The sequence below is a fragment of the Eubacterium sp. ER2 genome (assembly GCF_000765215.1).
Classification (GTDB): domain Bacteria; phylum Bacillota; class Clostridia; order Lachnospirales; family Lachnospiraceae; genus Claveliimonas; species Claveliimonas intestinigallinarum.
Map to the genome: position 1 here is coordinate 1 of NZ_JPJE01000024.1, position 19463 is coordinate 19463.

General features: G+C 55.1%; 18 protein-coding genes and 1 riboswitch. All 18 genes read left to right on the forward strand.

The features are described from left to right. Window positions 1–283: 283 nt before the first annotated feature. The 18 genes from NI21_RS0109130 to NI21_RS0109215 all read left to right on the forward strand — a co-directional run bounded on the left by NI21_RS0109130 (window position 284) and on the right by NI21_RS0109215 (window position 19463). On the forward strand, window positions 284–1786 hold the full coding sequence (locus NI21_RS0109130; protein WP_033125934.1) for a VanW family protein: 1503 nt from the start codon (window positions 284–286) through the stop codon (window positions 1784–1786). A 31-nt stretch (window positions 1787–1817) separates the two neighbouring features. After that, entirely contained in the window at window positions 1818–2717 is a 900-nt protein-coding gene (locus NI21_RS0109135) for an AIR synthase-related protein (RefSeq protein WP_033125935.1), read from the forward strand. A gap of 11 nt (window positions 2718–2728) precedes the next feature. Then, window positions 2729–3226 carry a tRNA (cytidine(34)-2'-O)-methyltransferase gene (locus NI21_RS0109140; protein WP_033125936.1) on the forward strand — a complete coding sequence of 166 codons (498 nt, stop codon included), beginning with the start codon at window positions 2729–2731 and terminating at the stop codon, window positions 3224–3226. Window positions 3227–3532: 306 nt separating this feature from the next. Further along, the gene (locus NI21_RS0109145) at window positions 3533–3841 is read left to right on the forward strand and encodes a hypothetical protein (RefSeq protein WP_033125937.1); all 309 of its coding nucleotides are present in this window, start codon (window positions 3533–3535) and stop codon (window positions 3839–3841) included. Window positions 3842–3881: 40 nt separating this feature from the next. Further along, entirely contained in the window at window positions 3882–5903 is a 2022-nt protein-coding gene (locus NI21_RS0109150) for a V-type ATP synthase subunit I (RefSeq protein ID WP_033125938.1), read from the forward strand. Continuing rightward, window positions 5900–6385, forward strand: a complete 486-nt coding sequence (locus NI21_RS0109155; RefSeq protein WP_033125939.1) for a V-type ATP synthase subunit K — start codon at window positions 5900–5902, stop codon at window positions 6383–6385. The genes NI21_RS0109150 and NI21_RS0109155 overlap by 4 nt, the downstream gene beginning before the upstream one ends. Before the next feature lie 49 nt (window positions 6386–6434). Then, entirely contained in the window at window positions 6435–7040 is a 606-nt protein-coding gene (locus NI21_RS0109160) for a V-type ATP synthase subunit E (RefSeq protein WP_033125940.1), read from the forward strand. Between the two features lie 12 nt (window positions 7041–7052). Then, complete coding sequence (locus tag NI21_RS0109165) at window positions 7053–8021, forward strand: V-type ATPase subunit (RefSeq protein ID WP_033125941.1); 969 nt, start codon at window positions 7053–7055, stop codon at window positions 8019–8021. Beyond that, window positions 8014–8328, forward strand: coding sequence for a V-type ATP synthase subunit F (locus tag NI21_RS0109170; RefSeq protein WP_033125942.1), 315 nt, complete (start codon window positions 8014–8016; stop codon window positions 8326–8328). Before NI21_RS0109165 ends, NI21_RS0109170 begins: the two co-directional genes overlap by 8 nt. Window positions 8329–8352: 24 nt before the next feature. Further along, window positions 8353–10119, forward strand: coding sequence for a V-type ATP synthase subunit A (locus NI21_RS0109175; protein WP_033125943.1), 1767 nt, complete (start codon window positions 8353–8355; stop codon window positions 10117–10119). Between the two features lie 2 nt (window positions 10120–10121). Beyond that, window positions 10122–11495 (forward strand): V-type ATP synthase subunit B, encoded by a 1374-nt coding sequence (locus NI21_RS0109180; protein ID WP_033125944.1) that lies wholly within the window; start codon window positions 10122–10124, stop codon window positions 11493–11495. A 101-nt stretch (window positions 11496–11596) separates the two neighbouring features. Then, window positions 11597–12256, forward strand: coding sequence for a V-type ATP synthase subunit D (locus tag NI21_RS0109185; RefSeq protein WP_033125945.1), 660 nt, complete (start codon window positions 11597–11599; stop codon window positions 12254–12256). A gap of 693 nt (window positions 12257–12949) precedes the next feature. Continuing rightward, window positions 12950–13306 carry a hypothetical protein gene (locus NI21_RS0109190; protein WP_033125946.1) on the forward strand — a complete coding sequence of 119 codons (357 nt, stop codon included), beginning with the start codon at window positions 12950–12952 and terminating at the stop codon, window positions 13304–13306. Window positions 13307–13570: 264 nt separating this feature from the next. Further along, window positions 13571–14068 (forward strand): shikimate kinase, encoded by a 498-nt coding sequence (locus NI21_RS0109195; protein ID WP_033125947.1) that lies wholly within the window; start codon window positions 13571–13573, stop codon window positions 14066–14068. 315 nt (window positions 14069–14383) lie between these two features. Further along, entirely contained in the window at window positions 14384–15676 is a 1293-nt protein-coding gene (locus tag NI21_RS0109200) for a UDP-N-acetylglucosamine 1-carboxyvinyltransferase (protein WP_033125948.1), read from the forward strand. 83 nt (window positions 15677–15759) lie between these two features. Further along, window positions 15760–15857, forward strand: a riboswitch (SAM riboswitch). Between the two features lie 100 nt (window positions 15858–15957). Further along, entirely contained in the window at window positions 15958–17145 is a 1188-nt protein-coding gene (metK, locus tag NI21_RS0109205; RefSeq protein WP_033125983.1) for a methionine adenosyltransferase, read from the forward strand. Window positions 17146–17284: 139 nt separating this feature from the next. Continuing rightward, complete coding sequence (locus tag NI21_RS0109210) at window positions 17285–18781, forward strand: cell wall metabolism sensor histidine kinase WalK (RefSeq protein WP_033125949.1); 1497 nt, start codon at window positions 17285–17287, stop codon at window positions 18779–18781. Then, entirely contained in the window at window positions 18774–19463 is a 690-nt protein-coding gene (locus NI21_RS0109215; RefSeq protein ID WP_033125950.1) for a response regulator transcription factor, read from the forward strand. The genes NI21_RS0109210 and NI21_RS0109215 overlap by 8 nt, the downstream gene beginning before the upstream one ends.

Consider the following 19463-nt stretch of genomic DNA (forward strand, 5'->3'; position numbering starts at 1 on the left):
GAAAGAAACCAATCCACAGTATCTTAAAATAGCATAGTCTAACCTGTAGAAAAGGTAAAGAATGACTATGACAATACTAATAGTAGGAGAAAGAATCATGAATTTTAACAATAAGCGGACAAGACGGATCATTGCGATCATTATTATGATTGTGATTGTAGCTATGGTGGCTACGTCCATCATACCCTCCATCATAATCTAAAGGGCAGGATGAAACGTAACCAGGAAGGATAGGCGGAAGGTAATGGCATCACGGAGAAGGAGCCTGAGGGAAACAAAGAGAATGACTGCGCGCAGGAAGAAGCGGGCGCGTCTTCTCATCATGGCAGGCGCAGGGCTGATACTGATCGCCCTGCTTGGTGTCTATATACATTTAAGGAATTATGTAAATAGAGTGGATGAGAATGTGATCTGCGACAATGTATGGATCGGCGCCATGGATGTGTCCGGCATGACCGCGAAGGAGGCCAGCGCCGCTCTGGAGGAGCATATGGAGTCCGACGGCGCGGTGACTGTGACTTTGGAGGCTGACAACGGTTCCGCCCAGGCCGCTTTGAGTGAGCTGGGGCTGTCCGCCGAGGATGTGGATGAGCTGGCCCAGGAAGCGGTGGACTACGGCAAGACAGGAAGCGTATTTTCCCGCTACAGAAAGCAGAAAAATCTGGAAAAAGAAAAATATGTGATCCGGGAGAAATTCAGTCTGGATCAGGAGCAGACAGAGGCTGTCCTGAATGAACGGGCGGTGCCTCTTGTACAGGGCGCAGTGGACGCCTCCATCCAGAAGACCGCCACCTCCTTTGAGATTACTCCGGAGCAGGAAGGGAAGGCTTTGGATGTGGAGGCCACCATCGAGGCGGTCACAGACCACCTCAATGACCAGTGGGAGCACGATGATTTTGCCGTGGAGCTGCAGACAAAAAAGGAGAAGCCAAAGATCACGGAGGAGGATCTGTCCACCATACAGGATGAGCTGGGCAGCTTCTGGACTGACGCCGGGGGCGGAGAGAGATGGCAGAACCTGAAAAACGGTGTAGATAAGCTGAACGGGAAGATCCTGATGCCGGGCGAGACTCTGTCTGTGGGACAGACAACAGGGCCCTTCACGCCGGAGAACGGCTATGTGGAGGCCGGAGCCTACGAGAACGGCCAGGTGGTGTCCGATTACGGCGGCGGCATCTGCCAGGTCTCAACCACCCTCTACAACGCGGTTATTTACGCCGAGCTGGAGGTGGTGGAGCGGTCTCCCCACTCCATGACCGTGGCTTACGTGAAGCCCTCCAGGGACGCGGCGATAGCCGGAGATTATCTGGATTTCAAGTTCAGGAACAGCTATGACACGCCCATCTATATCTATGGGGAGATCAATGACAGCAACCAGCTCCGGTTTATTATTTACGGCAAGGAGACAAGGCCAAAGAACCGGACGGTGGAATACGAGAGCGAGACCATCAGCACAGAGCCCTACGGCACAGTATATAAGGAAAACACCGAGCTGGCGGCGGGAACTACAGAGGTGACAGGAAGCCCGCACGACGGCGTGGAGGCGCAGCTCTGGAAGATCGTGTACGAGGACGGCCAGGAGGTCAGCCGGGAGGTGTTTAACACCAGCCACTATGAAAAGTCGGACCAGGTGATCGAAGTGGGGACTGCGTCGGCCAGCGGGGGTGTGCTGACTGCCCTCCAGAGCGCCATTGCCTCCCAGGACGCGGACAAGGTCAATGCGGCAGTGAGCCAGGCTGCCTCGGCGGGAAGCGAGGAGCAGGCGCCGGATCAGACACAGGAGTAGGCGCAAAGAGAAGGACAAAGGAGAGCGGATTGTGACAGAGACAGCGATCATTTACGGGGAGCAAAGGGATCTGGGGCGGTACGCCCTGGCTCACTGCGTCAATGCCCTGGCGGCCCGGGGGGCGGAAGAGTTCGCCGCAAAGGCGGTGTTCCAGATACCGGCGGACCGGGAGAATACTTTTCTGTATGATTTAAAAAAGAAATGGAAGAAAATGGCAGATACCCTGCCATTTTTTCTGGAGATAAGGGGGACAGAGGGAGGAAAATGCCCGGCCATCTCCCTGCCCTGCGCCCTGGTGACGGCTGAGGGCAGACCGGGCTTTGCTTCCCCGGGGATCCAGGGAAAACCGGCTGCTCCTGAAAGCCGGGAGACTCCGGGGCGCCCGGAGCACCTGGAGCAGCTGGACATCCTTGTGGCGGGCTATGCGGGCCTGGAGGGGATGCTGCGGATCAGCCAGGAGAAGAGAGAGGTCCTGGCCGGCAGGTTCGCCCCCTCTTTTCTGCGCCTTGTGGAGTCAGCGGAGGATCAGATTTTTGGCCTGGACATAGCCCGGGCGGTCAGAAGAGCCGGCATACCGGTGATCTGTCACGTGGGCCAGGGAGGAATTTTCAAGACTTTGTGGGAGCTGTCCGCCTGGACAGGCCGGGGCCTGGAGGCGGATCTGAAGAAGATCCCTGTCAGGCAGGAGACCATCGAGGTGTGCGAGCTTTTTCACATCAACCCCTACCAGCTCACATCGGCGGGCTGCTTTCTTTTGGCGGCAGCCGACGGTGAGGCGGCAGCGGAGAGGCTTGCCCGGCAGCAGGTGGAGGCCTGTGTCATAGGAAGGCTCAGAGGGGACAACGACAAGATCGTACAGAATGGGGAAGACGTCAGGTTTCTGGATCGTCCCGGGCTGGACGAGATCTGGAAGCTCTGGCAGCAGGAATAAGGAGGGTACGGATGCTGAACATTGTACTGCACGAGCCGGAGATACCGGCCAATACGGGAAATATAGGAAGGACATGCGTGGCCGCCGGGGCGCGGCTTCATCTCATTGAGCCTCTGGGCTTCCGGCTGGATGAAAAGAGCCTGAAGCGTGCGGGGATGGACTACTGGAAGGATCTGGATGTGACCACCTACATCGACTACCGGGATTTTCTGGAGAAAAATCCGGGAGCCAAGATCTACATGGCCACCACAAAGGCGCCCAGGGTCTACACGGATGTCCGCTACGAGCCGGACTGCTATATCATGTTCGGAAAGGAGAGCGCCGGCATACCGGAGGAGATTCTGGTGGAGCATCAGGACACCTGCGTGCGGATTCCCATGATGGGCCAGATCCGGTCTCTCAACCTGGGCAATTCCGTGGCCATCGTTCTCTATGAGGCTCTGCGGCAGAACGGATTTGCAGAGCTGAACAGGGAAGGGCATCTGCACCGCCTGTCCTGGGAAAAATAAAAAGACAGATCAGACATGCGCAGCCGCGCATGGCGTGAGAGTTCCGCAAGCGGGACTCTTTTTTATTTTCCTGGATTGCAGGAAACGGGCTGTATAAAATCAAAATCAGAGGGAGAAAGTAAAGGAATAGAGCGAAAAAATATGAGATACGCGAAAACAGAAATAATTGTAAGATTATAAAACGAATTGTATAATCATAAATGGTTTTAAAAGAAAAAATACAAAAAATAATAGACATGCCGCACAAATCATATTATAATTTGAACTACAAGATAGCAAAAAAAGGAAAAGAGAGGTGGTGAATAGATGGTAGAAGAGACCATTCAGACCATAAAGCAGGCCGAAAAAGAGGCCGGAGAGATCGTGGCGCAGGCGGATGCCCGCTGTGAGCAGATCCTTTCCCAGGCATCCGATGAGGCAAAGAAAATGCAGGAAAAGATCACGCAGGATGCAAAAACCGAGGCTGCGGCTGTCATGGACTCTGCTGCTGAGGAAGGGAAACAAATGGCGGAAAAGGCGGCTGCGGAGACGGAGGAGATGATCCGGGCTCTGCGAGAGGAAGCGGAAAAAGAGAAGGAGGCCGCCGTGTCAGATGTCATCGATCATCTGATCTGAGACGCTTCCTGGAAAATGAAAGAAAAGGAGGGATGTGTCTATGGCAGTACTGCAGATGCAGAGAGTCAGTATCTGCGCGCTGAAGAAGGACCGGAAGGCCATCCTTGAACGGCTCCAGTCCCTGGGACTTATGGAGGTCAGCCAGCTGGCGGAGGACGATGACGTCTTCCAGCGGATGGACACCACCAGCCCAAGGCTGAGCTTTGAGAAGAAGGCCCACACTGCGGATCAGGCCCTGGACGTGCTGGAGCAGTACGTTCCCCGGAAGAAGTCCCTGTTCGCCAGCCTTGAGGGGAAAAAGCTGGTGGATGAGAAGCGGTTCCGACAGGCGGCCGGAGACAGGGAAGAAATCATGGATGTGGCGGCGGATATCCTTCGGGACAGCAGACAGATCGCGGAGAAGAAGGCTGCCATCCTCAAGGACGAGAACCAGATTGAGAGCCTGAGCCCCTGGCTGGCTCTGGGCGTGCCCATGAACTTTGAGGGGACAGAGCACACAGCCATGCTGATAGGCACTATGGCCGCCGGCACCACACTGGAGGACGTGTACGCGGTCCTGGCAGAGCAGCTCCCCCAGACAGAGGAGCTGGATGTGGAGATCGTCTCCTCCGGGACGGAGGGCGTGTACCTGGCTGTGCTCTGCATGAGAGAGAACGCGGAGGCAGTGGAGGAAGCGCTCCGCCAGGGAGGATTTGCAAGGCCCTCTCAGATTGTACCGGAGGATCCGGCGGTCCGGACAGAGGAGCTGAAAGCAGATATTGGAAAGCTGAACAGGGAAATAGAAGAGAAGGAAGAGGAGATAAAGGCCCGTGCCGAAAGGCGGGAGGAGCTGGAGTACATTTCAGATTACTACCGCATCCGGGCGGAGAAATACCAGGTGCTGGGAACACTGCCCCAGTCAGGGCGCACCTTTCTCATCAGCGGGTACGTGCCGGCAAAGGCGGTGCCTGCCCTGCGGAAGGCGATAGAAGAGAAATACGACTGCGTCATGGATGTGGAGGAGCCGGGGGAGGACGAGGAGCCGCCCACCATCCTGCACAACAACGCCTTCTCCTCCAGTGTGGAGGGAGTGCTGGAGTCCTACGGGCTGCCCCATAAGGGGGAGTTTGACCCAACCACTATCATGTCGTTTTTTTATGTGTTCTTCTTCGGAATGATGCTCTCCGACGCAGCCTACGGCGCTATCGTGGCCATCGTGTGCTTTGTGGTGCTCAGGAAATTCCCCAGAATGAGCGCGGGGATGCACAAATCGCTGAAGCTGTTCATGTTCTGCGGCATCTCTACTATCGTGTGGGGCGTTCTGTTCGGAGGCTATTTCGGGGACGTGGTGGACGTGGTTTCCAGCGTGTTTTTCGGCAAAGAGGTGAGCATACCGCCGCTGTGGTTCGCGCCGCTTAACGACCCCATGAAGCTGTTGGTCTACTCCATGCTGTTTGGGACGATCCACCTGTTTGTGGGACTTGGGATCAAGGGCTACATGGAGCTTAAGGACAAACAGTATCTGGACTTTTTCTGCGACGTGGTGCTCTGGTACGTATTTCTGATGGGGCTTATCCTGATGCTGCTTCCGTCGGAGATCTTCCGCTCCATCTCGCAGATGGACATCGTCTTCCCGCCGGCCCTTAACACGCTGGCAAAGGTGCTGGCTGTCGCGGGGGCTGTGGGACTTCTCCTGATGTCAGGACGGGCCAACAAAAACCCGGTGCTCAGGCTGGCCCTGGGAGCCTACGACATTTACAACATCACCGGCTGGCTCAGCGACGTTTTGTCCTACTCCCGGCTTCTGGCTCTGGGACTGGCTACAGGCGTCATCGCCTCCGTCGTCAACATGATGGGGAGCATGCTGGGAAAGAGCGTTTTCGGAGTGCTGGTGTTCATCGCTGTATTCATCGTGGGACACGCCATGAACATGGCCATCAACCTGCTGGGAGCATACGTACACACGAACCGTCTCCAGTTTGTGGAGTTTTTCGGAAAGTTTTATGAAGGGGGAGGGAAGCCCTTTGAACCCTTTGAGAATGATACAAAATATGTAGATATTAAGGAGGAAACGATATCATGAGTATATGGGAGAATTTAGGACTGGTATATGGACTTCTCGGAGCGGCAGTGGCCGTGTTTCTCGCAGGCGCGGGATCAGCTCTCGGCGTCGGCATCGCAGGACAGGCGGCGGCAGGGGTCGTGACAGAGGACCCCAGCAAATTTGCCAAGGTTCTGGTACTCCAGCTTCTGCCCGGTACACAGGGAATTTACGGACTGCTGGTAGGCTTTGTCACACTTTCCAAGATCGGCCTTCTGGGCGGCGGCGGACTGGAGCTGGATCCCCAGACAGGGCTTCTCATCCTGGCGGCCTGCCTGCCGGTAGGCATCGTGGGACTGATCTCAGGAAAATCCCAGGGGGAGGCTGCCGCGGCGTCCATTGGCATCGTTGCGAAAAAACCGGAGCAGTTCGGTAAGGCCATGCTGTTCCCGGCCATGGTTGAGACCTACGCGATCCTTTCTCTTCTGATTTCCGTCATCGCCGTGACCATGATCCAGGTATAGGAACGCAGACAGGTGACAGGGAAAAATCAGAAAAAGGAGTGCGAAGGCTATGACTGGATTAGAGAAAATGAAAAGCCGTATCCTGGAAGAAGCCCGGTCCTCCGCTGAGGTGAAGATACAGGATGCGAACAGACAGGCCCGGGAGCTTCTGGACGAGAGGAAGAGGCAGGCGGAGGGATCTGCCGCGGCCATCCTCGAAAAGGCCCGGGCAGATGCGGAGGGCCTGAAGGAGAAGGCGCTGTCGGCATCGGATCTGGAGAGGCGAACCAGGCTTCTTGGCGCCAGGCAGGAGATGATAGCGGAGGTGCTAAAGGAGGCTTACCGGAAAATAAAGGACATGGATACGGCAGCGTATTTTGAGTTGATAGAGAGGCTGCTGGATCATTACGTACTCCCCCAGGTGGGAGAGATCCATTTTTCACCTGCGGACGCACAGCGCATGCCGGACGGATTTGAGGAAAAGATACAGAAGGCGGCCGAGGCAAAGGGAGGCTCCCTTTCTCTGGCAGAGGGGGATCCTCTTGTACCCGACGGGTTCGTGCTGGTGTACGGCGGGATCGAAGAGAACTGTACCTTTAAAGCCATCTTTGAGACAAGGCGGGATGAGATGAGCGACCGGGTTCAGAAGAGATTGTTTTCCCGGGACAGGGCGTGAGGAGGAACCTAGATGAGTGAAAAGTATACCTACGCGGTTGCCCGCATAAGAGCCCTTGAGGTCTCTCTCTTCTCCAACGCGGTCATCGACCAGCTCATCGCCTGCCAGAGCTATGAGCAGTGCCTGCAGTTCCTGGCGGAGCGGGGCTGGGGTGACACAGACACCTCCGGGGACGCAGAGACGATGCTGAAGCGGGAGGAGGAGAAGATCTGGCAGACCGTGGGTGAGCTGTCCATTGACAGGAAAAAGTTCGACGTTCTCTTCTGCCAGAAGCTGTTCCACAATCTGAAGGCAGCAGTCAAGGCGGCCTGTACAGAGGAGCCTCCCGGAGACATTTTCTACGAGGACACGGCAGTTTCCGGTCAGGAGATGCTGGAGATCATACGTGAGAAGGATTTCGGGCGGCTTCCCGCAAATATGAGCCAGGCGGCCCGGCAGGCCTGTGAGGCGCTGCTTCACGCGGGGGACGGACAGCTCTGCGACATCATCATAGACAGGGCGGCCCTGGACGCCATTTACAAGGCGGGAATGGAGTCGGAGGACGAGATCATCCGGGACTATGCCAGATCCGTGGTGGCGGTGGCGGACATCAAGATCGCCGTGCGGGCGCAGAAAACCGCAAAATCCATAGAATTTATGAAGCAGGCCATGGCGGAGTGCGGAAGCCTCAGCGTGGACCAGCTTGCAAAGGCGGCCCTCTCGGGACCGGAGGCCATACGGGACTATCTCCTTGGCACCGAGTACGCGGGAGGGGCACAGGCTCTCGCAGAGTCCATGTCCGCCTTTGAGCGCTGGTGTGACAACCGCATCATCCAGACCATCAGCCCGCAGAAATATAAAGCATTTACCATAGGCCCGGTGGTGGCGTATGTACTTGCAAGACAAAACGAGATCAAGACAGTGCGGATCATCCTCTCCGGCAAGCGAAGTCAGCTGCCGGAACAGGCAATCCGGGAAAGGGTAAGGGAAATGTATGTATAAGATAGCAGTGATGGGCGATTATGACAGCATTTACGGCTTTGCTGCCCTGGGACTTGACACATTTCCCGTCACATTCCAGGAGGCAGGGGAGAGGCTCCACCAGCTTGCCGCAGAGGGGTATGGGATCATCTATATCACGGAGAAGCTGGCGGCCCAGCTGAAGCACGACATAGCCCGGTACGAGGGGCAGATCATCCCGGCGGTCATAGAGATCCCGGGGGTGTCCGGAAATACGGGCAGCGGTGTCAGAGGAGTGAAGAAATCGGTGGAACAGGCCGTTGGGTCCGATATCCTGTTCAGTAACTAAGAAAGTTGAGGTGATACGTCCATTATGAGTACAGGTACGATCAAAAAAGTAGCGGGACCGCTGGTCATTGCGTCCGGAATGAGGGATGCCAACATGTCCGACGTGGTGCGCGTCAGCAGGCAGCGCCTGATAGGCGAGATCATAGAGATGCACGGAGACGAGGCGTCCATCCAGGTGTACGAGGAGACATCCGGACTGGGACCCGGCGAGCCGGTGGAGTCCACGGGGGCTCCCATGTCGGTGGAGCTTGGGCCCGGGCTCATCTCCAGCATTTATGACGGCATCCAGCGCCCTCTTGACGAGATCATGAAGATCTCAGGAAACAACCTGCAAAGAGGCGTGGAGGTGGCGGCTCTGAACAGACAGAAAAAATGGGACTTTGTCCCCGTGGCCAGGGCCGGAGACGAGGTGGAGGCCGGAGATGTACTGGGCACCGTGCAGGAGACACAGGTGGTGCAGCAGAAGATCATGGTTCCCTATGGGATAAAAGGAATCGTGAAGGAGATCCGCGCAGGAGAATTCACGGTGGAGGAGACAGTGGCGGTTATTGCCACCGAGGACGGGGACAAGGAGCTGACCATGGTGCAGAAGTGGCCCGTGAGACGGGGACGGCCCTATGTGAAAAAGCTGCCCCTGGATGTGCCTCTTGTGACAGGCCAGAGGGTCATTGACACCTTCTTCCCCATCGCCAGGGGCGGTGTGGCGGCTGTGCCGGGACCCTTCGGAAGCGGCAAGACCGTGATCCAGCACCAGCTGGCAAAATGGGCCGAGGCGGACATCGTGGTCTATATCGGATGCGGTGAGCGGGGCAATGAGATGACGGACGTTCTGAATGAATTCCCGGAGCTGAAGGATCCCAAGACAGGACGTTCCCTGATGGAGAGGACGGTTCTTATCGCCAACACCTCGGATATGCCCTTCGCAGCCCGTGAGGCGTCTATTTATACAGGAATTACGATTGCGGAGTATTTCCGCGACATGGGATACTCAGTGGCCCTGATGGCGGACTCCACATCCCGGTGGGCGGAGGCTCTCCGCGAGATGTCGGGTCGTTTGGAGGAGATGCCCGGCGAGGAGGGATACCCGGCTTACCTGGGCTCCCGTCTGGCGGAGTTCTACGAGAGGGCAGGCCATGTAGTCTCCCTCGGAAAAGAGGGAAGAGAGGGCTCCCTGTCTGTGATCGGAGCCGTGTCTCCCCCGGGAGGCGACACCTCGGAGCCTGTGTCCCAGGCAACCCTGCGTATCGTGAAGGTGTTCTGGGGACTGGACTCCAATCTGGCCTACAAGCGACATTTCCCGGCCATCAACTGGCTTACCAGCTACTCCCTCTATCTGGACAACGTGAGCGGCTGGTTCAATGAGAAGGTGGCTCCTGACTGGATGGAGGACCGCCAGAAGATGATGAGCCTTCTGCAGGACGAGGCGGAGCTGGAGGAGATCGTGCAGATGGTAGGCATGGACGCCCTGTCTCCGGCTGACCGGCTGAAGATGGAGGCTGCCAGGTCTATCCGCGAGGACTTTCTGCACCAAAACTCCTTCCACGACGTGGACACCTACACGCCTCTGCGGAAGCAGTACCTGATGATGAACCTGGTGCTGGCCTTCTACGAGAAGTCTATGGACGCTCTGAACAAGGGGGCTTCCATGAACGCTCTCCTGACGATGGCAGTGCGTGAGAAGATCGGACGCTACAAATACACAGTGACAGACCAGATCGAGTCTGAGTATGAGAGCATTATGAGCGAGCTCGACGCGGAGATCGCGGATACATTCGGGAAGGAGGACTTCTAATTATGCCAAAAGAATACAGAACCATACAGGAAGTTGCCGGCCCGCTGATGATGGTAAAAGGCGTGGAGGGAGTCACCTACGACGAGCTCGGCGAGATTGAACTGATGAGCGGCGAGAAGCGCCGCTGCAAGGTGCTGGAGGTGGACGGCGACAAGGTGGTCGTACAGCTCTATGAAAACGCCGCCGGCATCAACTTAAGCAACAGTAAGGTGCGCTTCCTTGGAAGGAGCCTGGAGCTGGGCGTGTCCGGGGATATGCTGGGCCGCGTGTTTGACGGCCTGGGGCGCCCCGCGGACGGAGGCCCGGAAATCCTTCCGGAGGAGAGGAGGGACATCAACGGTCTGCCTATGAACCCGGCAGCCAGAGTCTACCCCTCCGAGTTTATCCAGACAGGTATCTCGGCCATCGACGGACTGAACACCCTTGTCCGGGGGCAGAAGCTGCCTATCTTCTCCTGCTCCGGCCTGCCCCACTCTCAGCTGGCGGCACAGATCGCAAGGCAGGCAAAGGTGCGGGGAACCGACGAGAAATTCGCCGTTGTATTCGCAGCCATGGGCATCACCTTTGAGGAGTCCAATTTCTTCGTGGAGTCTTTCAAGGAGACGGGAGCCATCGACAGGACGGTGCTCTTTATCAATCTGGCCAATGACCCGGCCGTGGAGCGTATCTCCACGCCCCGTATGGCCCTGACGGCGGCAGAGTACCTTGCCTTTGAAAAAGACATGCATGTCCTTGTCATTCTGACGGACATCACAAACTATGCGGACGCTCTCCGTGAGATCTCCGCAGCCAAGAAGGAAGTCCCGGGACGCCGCGGCTATCCCGGATATATGTATACAGACCTGGCGCAGATGTATGAGCGTGCGGGGCGGCAGAGAGGGAAGAAGGGAAGCATCACCATGATCCCCATTCTGACCATGCCGGAGGACGACAAGACCCATCCCATCCCGGACCTGACCGGATACATCACAGAGGGGCAGGTCATCCTGAGCCGTGACCTCTACCGCAAGGGCATCCAGCCCCCCATCGACGTGCTGCCGTCCCTGTCCCGTCTGAAGGACAAGGGGATCGGCGAGGGCAAGACCAGGGCGGACCACTCCAACACTATGAACCAGCTCTTTGCGGCCTACTCAAGAGGAAAAGACGCCAAGGAGCTGATGACCATCCTGGGCGAGGCGGCCCTGACAGAGATCGATCTGATCTACGCAAAATTTGCCGATGAGTTCGAGAAGCAGTACGTGTCCCAGGGCTATCACACGGACCGGTCCATCGAGGAGACGCTGGAGATCGGCTGGAAGCTTCTGTCCATCCTGCCCAGGTCCGAGCTGAAACGTATCGACGACAAGTATCTGGATCTGTACTATGGGAAACAGTAAGCCGTGCGCAGATTGGTGGAAATAGCCGCGCAGGCTTGCCTGCGGACGGATATTTCCGCAAATCTGCATAGGGCGTGCGCAGACAGTAAGGAGGAAAGCATATGGCATCTACACAGATCACTCCTACCCGCATGGAGCTTACAAAAACGAAAAAGAAACTTGTCACAGCTCGGAGGGGGCACAAGCTCCTCAAGGATAAGCGTGATGAGCTGATGCGGCAGTTCCTGGATCTTGCCAGGGAGAACATGGCCCTCCGCCAGAAGGTGGAGGCTGGGATACTGGCTGCCAACAAGAATTTTGTCATCGCCAGAGCGGGCATGGACGAGGCCACGCTCCACACGGCGCTGATGGCGCCGAAGCAGCAGGTGAGCCTGGAGGTGGGAAAGAAGAATGTCATGAGCGTCAACATTCCGGTGTTTGACACAAAGACCCGGACAGCAGACGCCAACGATATCTACTCCTACGGCTTTGCCTTTACATCCAGCGACCTGGACGGAGCGGTGAAATCTCTTGCGGACATCCTGCCGGATATGCTCCGGCTTGCGGAGGTGGAGAAGGCCTGCCAGCTGATGGCTGCCGAGATTGAGAAGACCCGACGCCGTGTAAACGCGCTGGAGCATGTGATCATCCCTCAGGCGCAGGAGACCATCAAATATATCACCATGAAGCTGGATGAGAACGAGAGAAGCTCCCAGATCCGGCTCATGAAGGTGAAGGATATGATGCTTGAGGAGGCCCATCACTACAGCGAGCGGGCATAGGAATATATAATGACATAAAGTGTTGACAGAGAAGCAAAAGAGAGATAATATAAGAATATAGCGAAAGCTATTATGATTTAAAAAGTGTTCCATAGGAAAAACTCCCCGGAAGTGTCGGTTCCGGGGAGTTTTTATGTAGTTGGGCTAGTTGTCTGGTTTGTTTCGGTCTATCCACTTGCTGATGAGATGGATGATCAGACCAGCCGTGACCGAACACACTATATTTAAAAAGTGCTCCATAGGATCACCTCCTTTCTGTCGGAGGTTCCGGACAACATAATAAGTATACGATAAAAGCGACATAAACGAAATGAAAAGTATTGACAGAAACAAAAAAGGGATATATTATAAGGATATAGCGAGAGCTATAAAGGTTTAAAAATAGTCCACAGAGAAAACTCCCCGGAAATTGGCCTTCCGGGGAGTTTTTATGTAGCTGGGCTAGTTGTCTGGTTTGTTTCGGTCTAACCACTTGCTGATGAGATGTACGATCAGACCAGCCATGACCGAAAGGATTAGGTTTGTAAAATAATCCACAGATATCACCTCCTCTCTGTCGGAGGTTCCGGACAACATAATTACAATAGCATAAATGACATAATAAAACAATATATGTAAATGAAATGTAACAAAATAAGAAGGCTCGCATATGCTGTACGTAGAAAGAACTTTTCAGCTGGGAGTGTGTTGCGCATGGAACGGAAGCTACCTTACTATATGGCCTATCCGACACCCCTCTTATATGACGATGAGCGGATAGAGAGACGGGATCTGGATTATATGAAGAGCATGTATCCTGACACGGCGAAGCGGGCGCTGCCCTATGTGGAGGACGAATGTGACCGCATGGAATACGAGGGCAGCATGCTCTACGATGAGTACCCGGATAAGTTGCAGCTCGGCCTGATGTGCAGGCGGATATACGAGAAGATGGAGAAAGAAGAGGAGGAGCCGGGTGAGTGGCTGCGGGATCTGATCCAGGTCATGCTGTACCAGGAGGTCTGCAAGAGGCGCTGCGACCACAGAAAGTACAAACGGAAATTTTATTGACAGCCAGAGAGGACAGGAGAGCATCAGAGACGCTGAGTCTGTGAGCCCTCCTGTTTTTTTGATCTGGAAGCGTGTGCAAAAGCCAGGGGCGGCGGTGACCGGGGGCCCTCCGGCGGCATATAATAACCATATAGCGCAGAGACAGACGAACCGTGGACAAATGCGCCGAAAGCGTGCTATAATGTGCGAAAAGAAATGTGGAACCGCAGTGCGGGGGAGACGCACTGGATAAGGGGAGACGTACAAAGAGAGAAGGAGAGGAGTATGGATAATATTATTTTCATCGGAATGCCGGCGGCCGGGAAGAGCACCATAGGAGTTGTGGCGGCGAAGAGGCTGGGCTACAGCTTTCTGGACGTGGATCTTCTCATACAGGAGAAGGAGAAGAAGCTCCTGCATGAGATCATTGAGGAGCGCGGAACGGAAGGGTTCCTGGAGGTGGAGGATCGGATCAACGCCCAGGTGGAGGCGGAGCACTGCATCATCTCGCCGGGCGGGAGCGTGGTCTACTGCAAAAACGCCATGGAGCACTACAAGAGGATCGGAAAAGTGGTGTACCTTCAGGTGTCCTATGAGACCATTAAAGACAGGATCGGGGATCCCCATGAGAGAGGAGTTGCCCTGCGGGACGGCCAGACGCTCCGGGAGCTGTACGAGGAGCGCAGAGTCCTGTTTGAAAAGTATGCGGATATTACAATTTGCGAAGATGGGTTGACATTGGAAGAAACTATTGGTAAAGTTTTAAACGTTTTAGAAAAATAATACAGGCCATACACATCCATTATATGGTAAAATGTTACAGAAATTTTACGCACTTGTAAAAAATGTTTTACAAGCACACTATATGTGATATAATGGTGAAGGCGGATTTTGCGTTGAAACAAGGAAAATGTCCCGGATAAGGATATGACTCCCATGAATTTTGGCGCGGGATCAAGAAATAATAAGAGTATAATCAGATTAGAAGATCTGGACATATATAGCTGGAATACGGAAACATCAGAAAAATTAGGAAATATCAAGAAAATCGGGCTTCGCCGGCGAGGGCGGAGAATGAGAGTATGATCGAGGTGCAGTATGGAACAATATATTATTAAAGGCGGCAATCCGCTTGTCGGTGAAGTGGAGATAGGCGGAGCAAAGAATGCGGCTCTTGCTATTCTTGCGGCTGCAATTATGAGCGATGAAACTGTAATGATCGATAATCTTCCGGATGTAAATGACATCAATGTACTTCTGGACGCCATTGCGGGGATCGGCGCGATGGTGCACAGAGTGGACCGGCACACAGTGAAGATCAACGGAAAAGGCGTGACAAGCGTTGATATCGAGTACGACTATATCAAGAAGATCCGGGCGTCCTACTATCTGCTGGGAGCTCTGCTCGGGAAATACAGGCATGCTGAGGTAGCCCTCCCCGGAGGCTGCAATATCGGCAGCCGTCCCATTGACCAGCATCTCAAGGGCTTCAGGGCTCTGGGAGCGGACGTGGAGATCGAGCACGGCAAGATCATTGCCGAGGCATCAAGGCTGGTAGGAAAGCACATCTATTTTGACGTGGTCAGCGTGGGAGCCACCATTAACGTGATGATGGCGGCAGCCATGGCAGAGGGACTGACGATCCTGGAGAACGTGGCCAAGGAGCCCCACGTTGTGGATGTGGCCAACTTCCTCAACAGCATGGGAGCTAACATCAGGGGAGCCGGGACAGACGTCATCAGGATCAGAGGCGTTCAGAGACTGCACCGGACAGAGTACTCTGTCATTCCGGACCAGATTGAGGCGGGGACATTTATGTTCGCGGCAGCGGCTACCCAGGGAGACGTGACGGTGATGAACGTAATTCCCAAGCATCTGGAGGCCACCACGGCCAAACTGCTGGAGATAGGATGCGAGGTGGAGGAGTTTGACGACGCCGTGCGGGTAGTCTCCAAGGGCAGACTGAAATGTACCCATGTGAAGACCCTTCCCTATCCGGGATTCCCAACAGATATGCAGCCCCAGATCGGCGTGACCCTGGCTCTGTGCGAGGGGACAAGTATCATCACGGAGAGCATTTTTGAGAACAGGTTTAAATACCTGGATGAGCTGGCACGGATGGGAGCCAATGTGAAGATCGAGGGCAATTCCGCCACCATCGAGGGCGTGGAGAAATTCTCCGGCGCCAGGGTGAGCGCACCGGACCTGAGAGCGGGGGCAGCCCTGTGCATCGCGGGACTGGCCGCAGAAGGGATTACCATTGTGGACGACATCGTCTACATTCAGAGAGGCTACGAGCGCTTTGAGGAGAAGCTGCGGAGCCTGGGCGCAGTCATTGAGAAGGTGTCCACGGAGAAGGAGATCCGAAAGTTCATGCTGAAGGTCAGCTAAAAAGTGCTTGACTTCTGACGGAAAAGAATGTAAAGTAGCTATTGTATCTTACGGGATATAAAAACAGTAAATAAAGAAAATTTCTCTTATTCAGAGCAGTGGAGGTACAAAGGACCTGTGAAGCTGCGGCAACCCCGGCGACGGAAGGTGCCAACCTGAGCGAGCGATCGAACAATAAGAGGATTTGTTGGGTGTATAACAGTCCGCTTATTCCTGATAAGCGGACTTCTTTTTTGCCCTATGCGCAGGATATGAACAGGAGAAAAGAAAAGGAGAGGACAATGGAAAAAAGATTATTTACATCAGAGTCAGTAACCGAAGGCCATCCGGATAAAATGTGCGACCAGATCTCAGACGCCATTCTGGATGCCCTCATCGAGCAGGATCCCATGAGCCGTGTGGCCTGCGAGACATGCACTACTACCGGTCTGGTGCTTGTCATGGGAGAGATCACTACAAACGCCTATGTGGATATTCAGAAGATCGTCCGCGACACAGTCAGGGAGATCGGCTACACGAGAGGAAAATACGGCTTTGACGCGGACACCTGCGGTGTCATCACAGCCATTGACGAGCAGTCCTCCGACATCGCCATGGGCGTGGACAAGGCCCTGGAGGCAAAGGAGAACAAGATGTCCGAGGAGGAGCTGGACGCCATCGGCGCCGGCGACCAGGGCATGATGTTCGGATACGCCACAGACGAGACGCCGGAGATGATGCCCTACTCAGCTGCTCTGGCCCATAAGCTGGCCCGGAAGCTGGCGGAAGTGAGGAAGAACGGAACTCTTCCCTACCTTCGTCCGGACGGCAAGACCCAGGTGACAGTGGAGTACGATGAAAACGGAGCGCCCGCCAGGCTGGAGGCAGTGGTTCTGTCCACCCAGCACGACCCGGATGTGACCCAGGAGCAGATCCACGAGGACATCAAAAAGTATGTCTTTGACATGGTCATCCCGGAGGGCATGACAGATGAGCACACGAAGTTCTTCATCAACCCCACAGGACGGTTTGTCATCGGCGGACCTCACGGGGACAGCGGACTGACGGGCCGCAAGATCATCGTGGATACATACGGCGGCATGGCGCGCCACGGCGGCGGCGCCTTCTCCGGAAAGGACTGCACCAAGGTGGACCGGTCTGCGGCCTACGCGGCCCGGTACGTGGCCAAGAACATCGTGGCCGCGGGGATCGCGAAGAAGTGCGAGATCCAGCTCTCCTACGCCATCGGCGTGGCCCATCCTACATCCATCATGGTAGACACCTTCGGAACCGGCAGGCTGTCTGATGAGAAGATCGTGGAGATGATCAGGGAGAACTTTGACCTCCGCCCGGCCGGCATCATCCGGATGCTGGACCTGAGAAGGCCTATCTACAAGCAGACGGCGGCCTACGGACACTTTGGCCGCACGGATCTGGATCTGCCCTGGGAGAAGACAGACAGGGCAGAGGATCTGAAGAAATATCTGTAGGAGCCTCGGAATATTTGCGGTGTCCTCCGGGCGCCTGTAAAGGCCCGGCGCCATATTTATAAAAAGTTTATAAAAATTTATGAGCGCTTTTTTGGGAAAGCGCTCTTTTTATGTTAAAATAACAGCGGAGGTTTATGCTATGAAGTTTAAAACCCGACTGATCATTGCATTTTTTACAGTTATCATGGTGCCTGTGGTGCTCACATCCCTGTTCATCCTTCTGCTGGGGAGATACCAGATCAGCTCCATCGAGAAGACCTACGGCCTGACGGGGACCACACTGGAGGTGCTGACCAACCCGGTGCAGGTGCTGGGGCAGCTCACCGTGGAGCCCTGCCATCAGCTGAAGGCGACAGCCCTGACAGAGCCGGACAAGCTGGAGGACGCCACCTACCTGGCAGAATTTAACGATATGCTGGCGGACAAGAAATCCTGCCTTATCGTGCGCAAGGACGACACGATCACCTATATGGGAGAGAAGGTGCAGAGCCTGGACGGCGTGCTGAGCAAGCTGCCTCCCTACGGAAACACAGAGACCACCTCTGACGCAGGCCTCTATTATGGGGGGAATGTACAGATCCTTGTGAAACAGATTGATTTCCAGTACACCGACGGAACCGACGGAAGCGCCTTTATCGTCACGGACGTGGGGGATATGATCCCGGAGATCAGGGAGTTTGCGGTGGACGTGCTGGTGGTCATCGCCCTGGTGCTTATCTTTACGGCGGCGCTGCTTGTGCTCTGGATCTACCGGACTGTCATGCAGCCCCTGGGCAGGATGCAGCAGGCGGCCCAGAACATTAAGGAGGGAAACCTGGACTTTGAGATGAAGTGGGAGACCGACGACGAGCTGGGACAGCTGTGCCGGGACTTTGAGGAGATGCGCAAGAGACTGAAGGCCAACGCGGAGGAGAAGCTGGCCTTTGATAAAGAGAATAAGGAGCTCATCAGCAACATTTCCCATGACCTGAAGACCCCCGTGACCACCATCAAGGGCTATGCCGAGGGTATCATGGACGGCGTGGCGGACACGCCGGAGAAGCTGGAAAAATATATCCGCACCATCTACAACAAGGCGGGGGAGATGGATACTCTCATCAACGAGCTGACCTTCTACTCCAAGATCGACACGAACCGCATCCCCTACAATTTTGACACCCTCTCGGTGAACAACTACTTTGACGACTGCGCCGAGGATCTGGCTCTGGAGCTGGAGCAGCGGGGTGTGGAGTTCGGCTATTTCAACTATGTGGAGGAGGACGTGAAGGTCATCGCGGACGCGGAGCAGATCAAGCGGGTGATCCACAATATCATCAACAACTCTCTGAAATATATGGACAAGGCAAAGGGCAAGATCAACCTGCGTGTCAAGGACGTGGGAGATTTCGTCCAGGTGGAGCTGGAGGACAACGGCTGCGGCATTGCCGCCAAGGACCTGACCAATATATTCGAGAGATTTTACAGGACGGACGCGTCCCGGAACTCCTCTAAGGGAGGAAGCGGGATCGGTCTTTCCGTTGTCAAGAAGATCATAGAAGACCATGGAGGAAAAATATGGGCCACCAGCCGGGAAGGCACTGGGACCACCATGTATTTTGTCCTCCGGAAATATCAGGAGGTGCCGGTAAATGAATAAGATACTGATCGTGGAAGACGAAGAGGCCATCGCAGATCTGGAGAAGGATTATCTGGAGCTGAGCGGATTTGAGGTGGAAGTGGCCAATGACGGGGAGACGGGGCTTGAGAAGGCTTTAAACGAGGATTTCAACCTTCTCATCCTGGATCTGATGCTGCCCGGGGTGGACGGCTTTGAGATCTGCCGTCAGGTGCGGGATAAGAAAAATACGCCCATCATCATGGTGTCGGCCAAGAAGGACGACATTGACAAGATCCGTGGGCTGGGCCTGGGAGCCGACGACTACATGACCAAGCCCTTCAGTCCCAGCGAGCTGGTGGCCCGCGTGAAGGCCCATCTGGCCCGCTACGAGCGGCTTGTGGGAAGCGCGGCGGAGGCCAACAAGATCATCGAGATCCGGGGACTGAAGATCGACACCACGGCCCGCAGAGTGTGGGTCAACGGGGAGGAGAAGAATTTTACGACAAAGGAGTTTGATTTGCTGACTTTTCTTGCAAGTCACCCTAATCATGTGTATACTAAAGATGAACTGTTCAGCGAGATCTGGGACATGGAATCTATCGGAGATATCGCCACTGTCACAGTGCATATCAAGAAGATCCGTGAGAAGATAGAGATGGATACAGCCAATCCGCAGTATATTGAGACCATCTGGGGAGTGGGCTACCGCTTTAAGATGTAG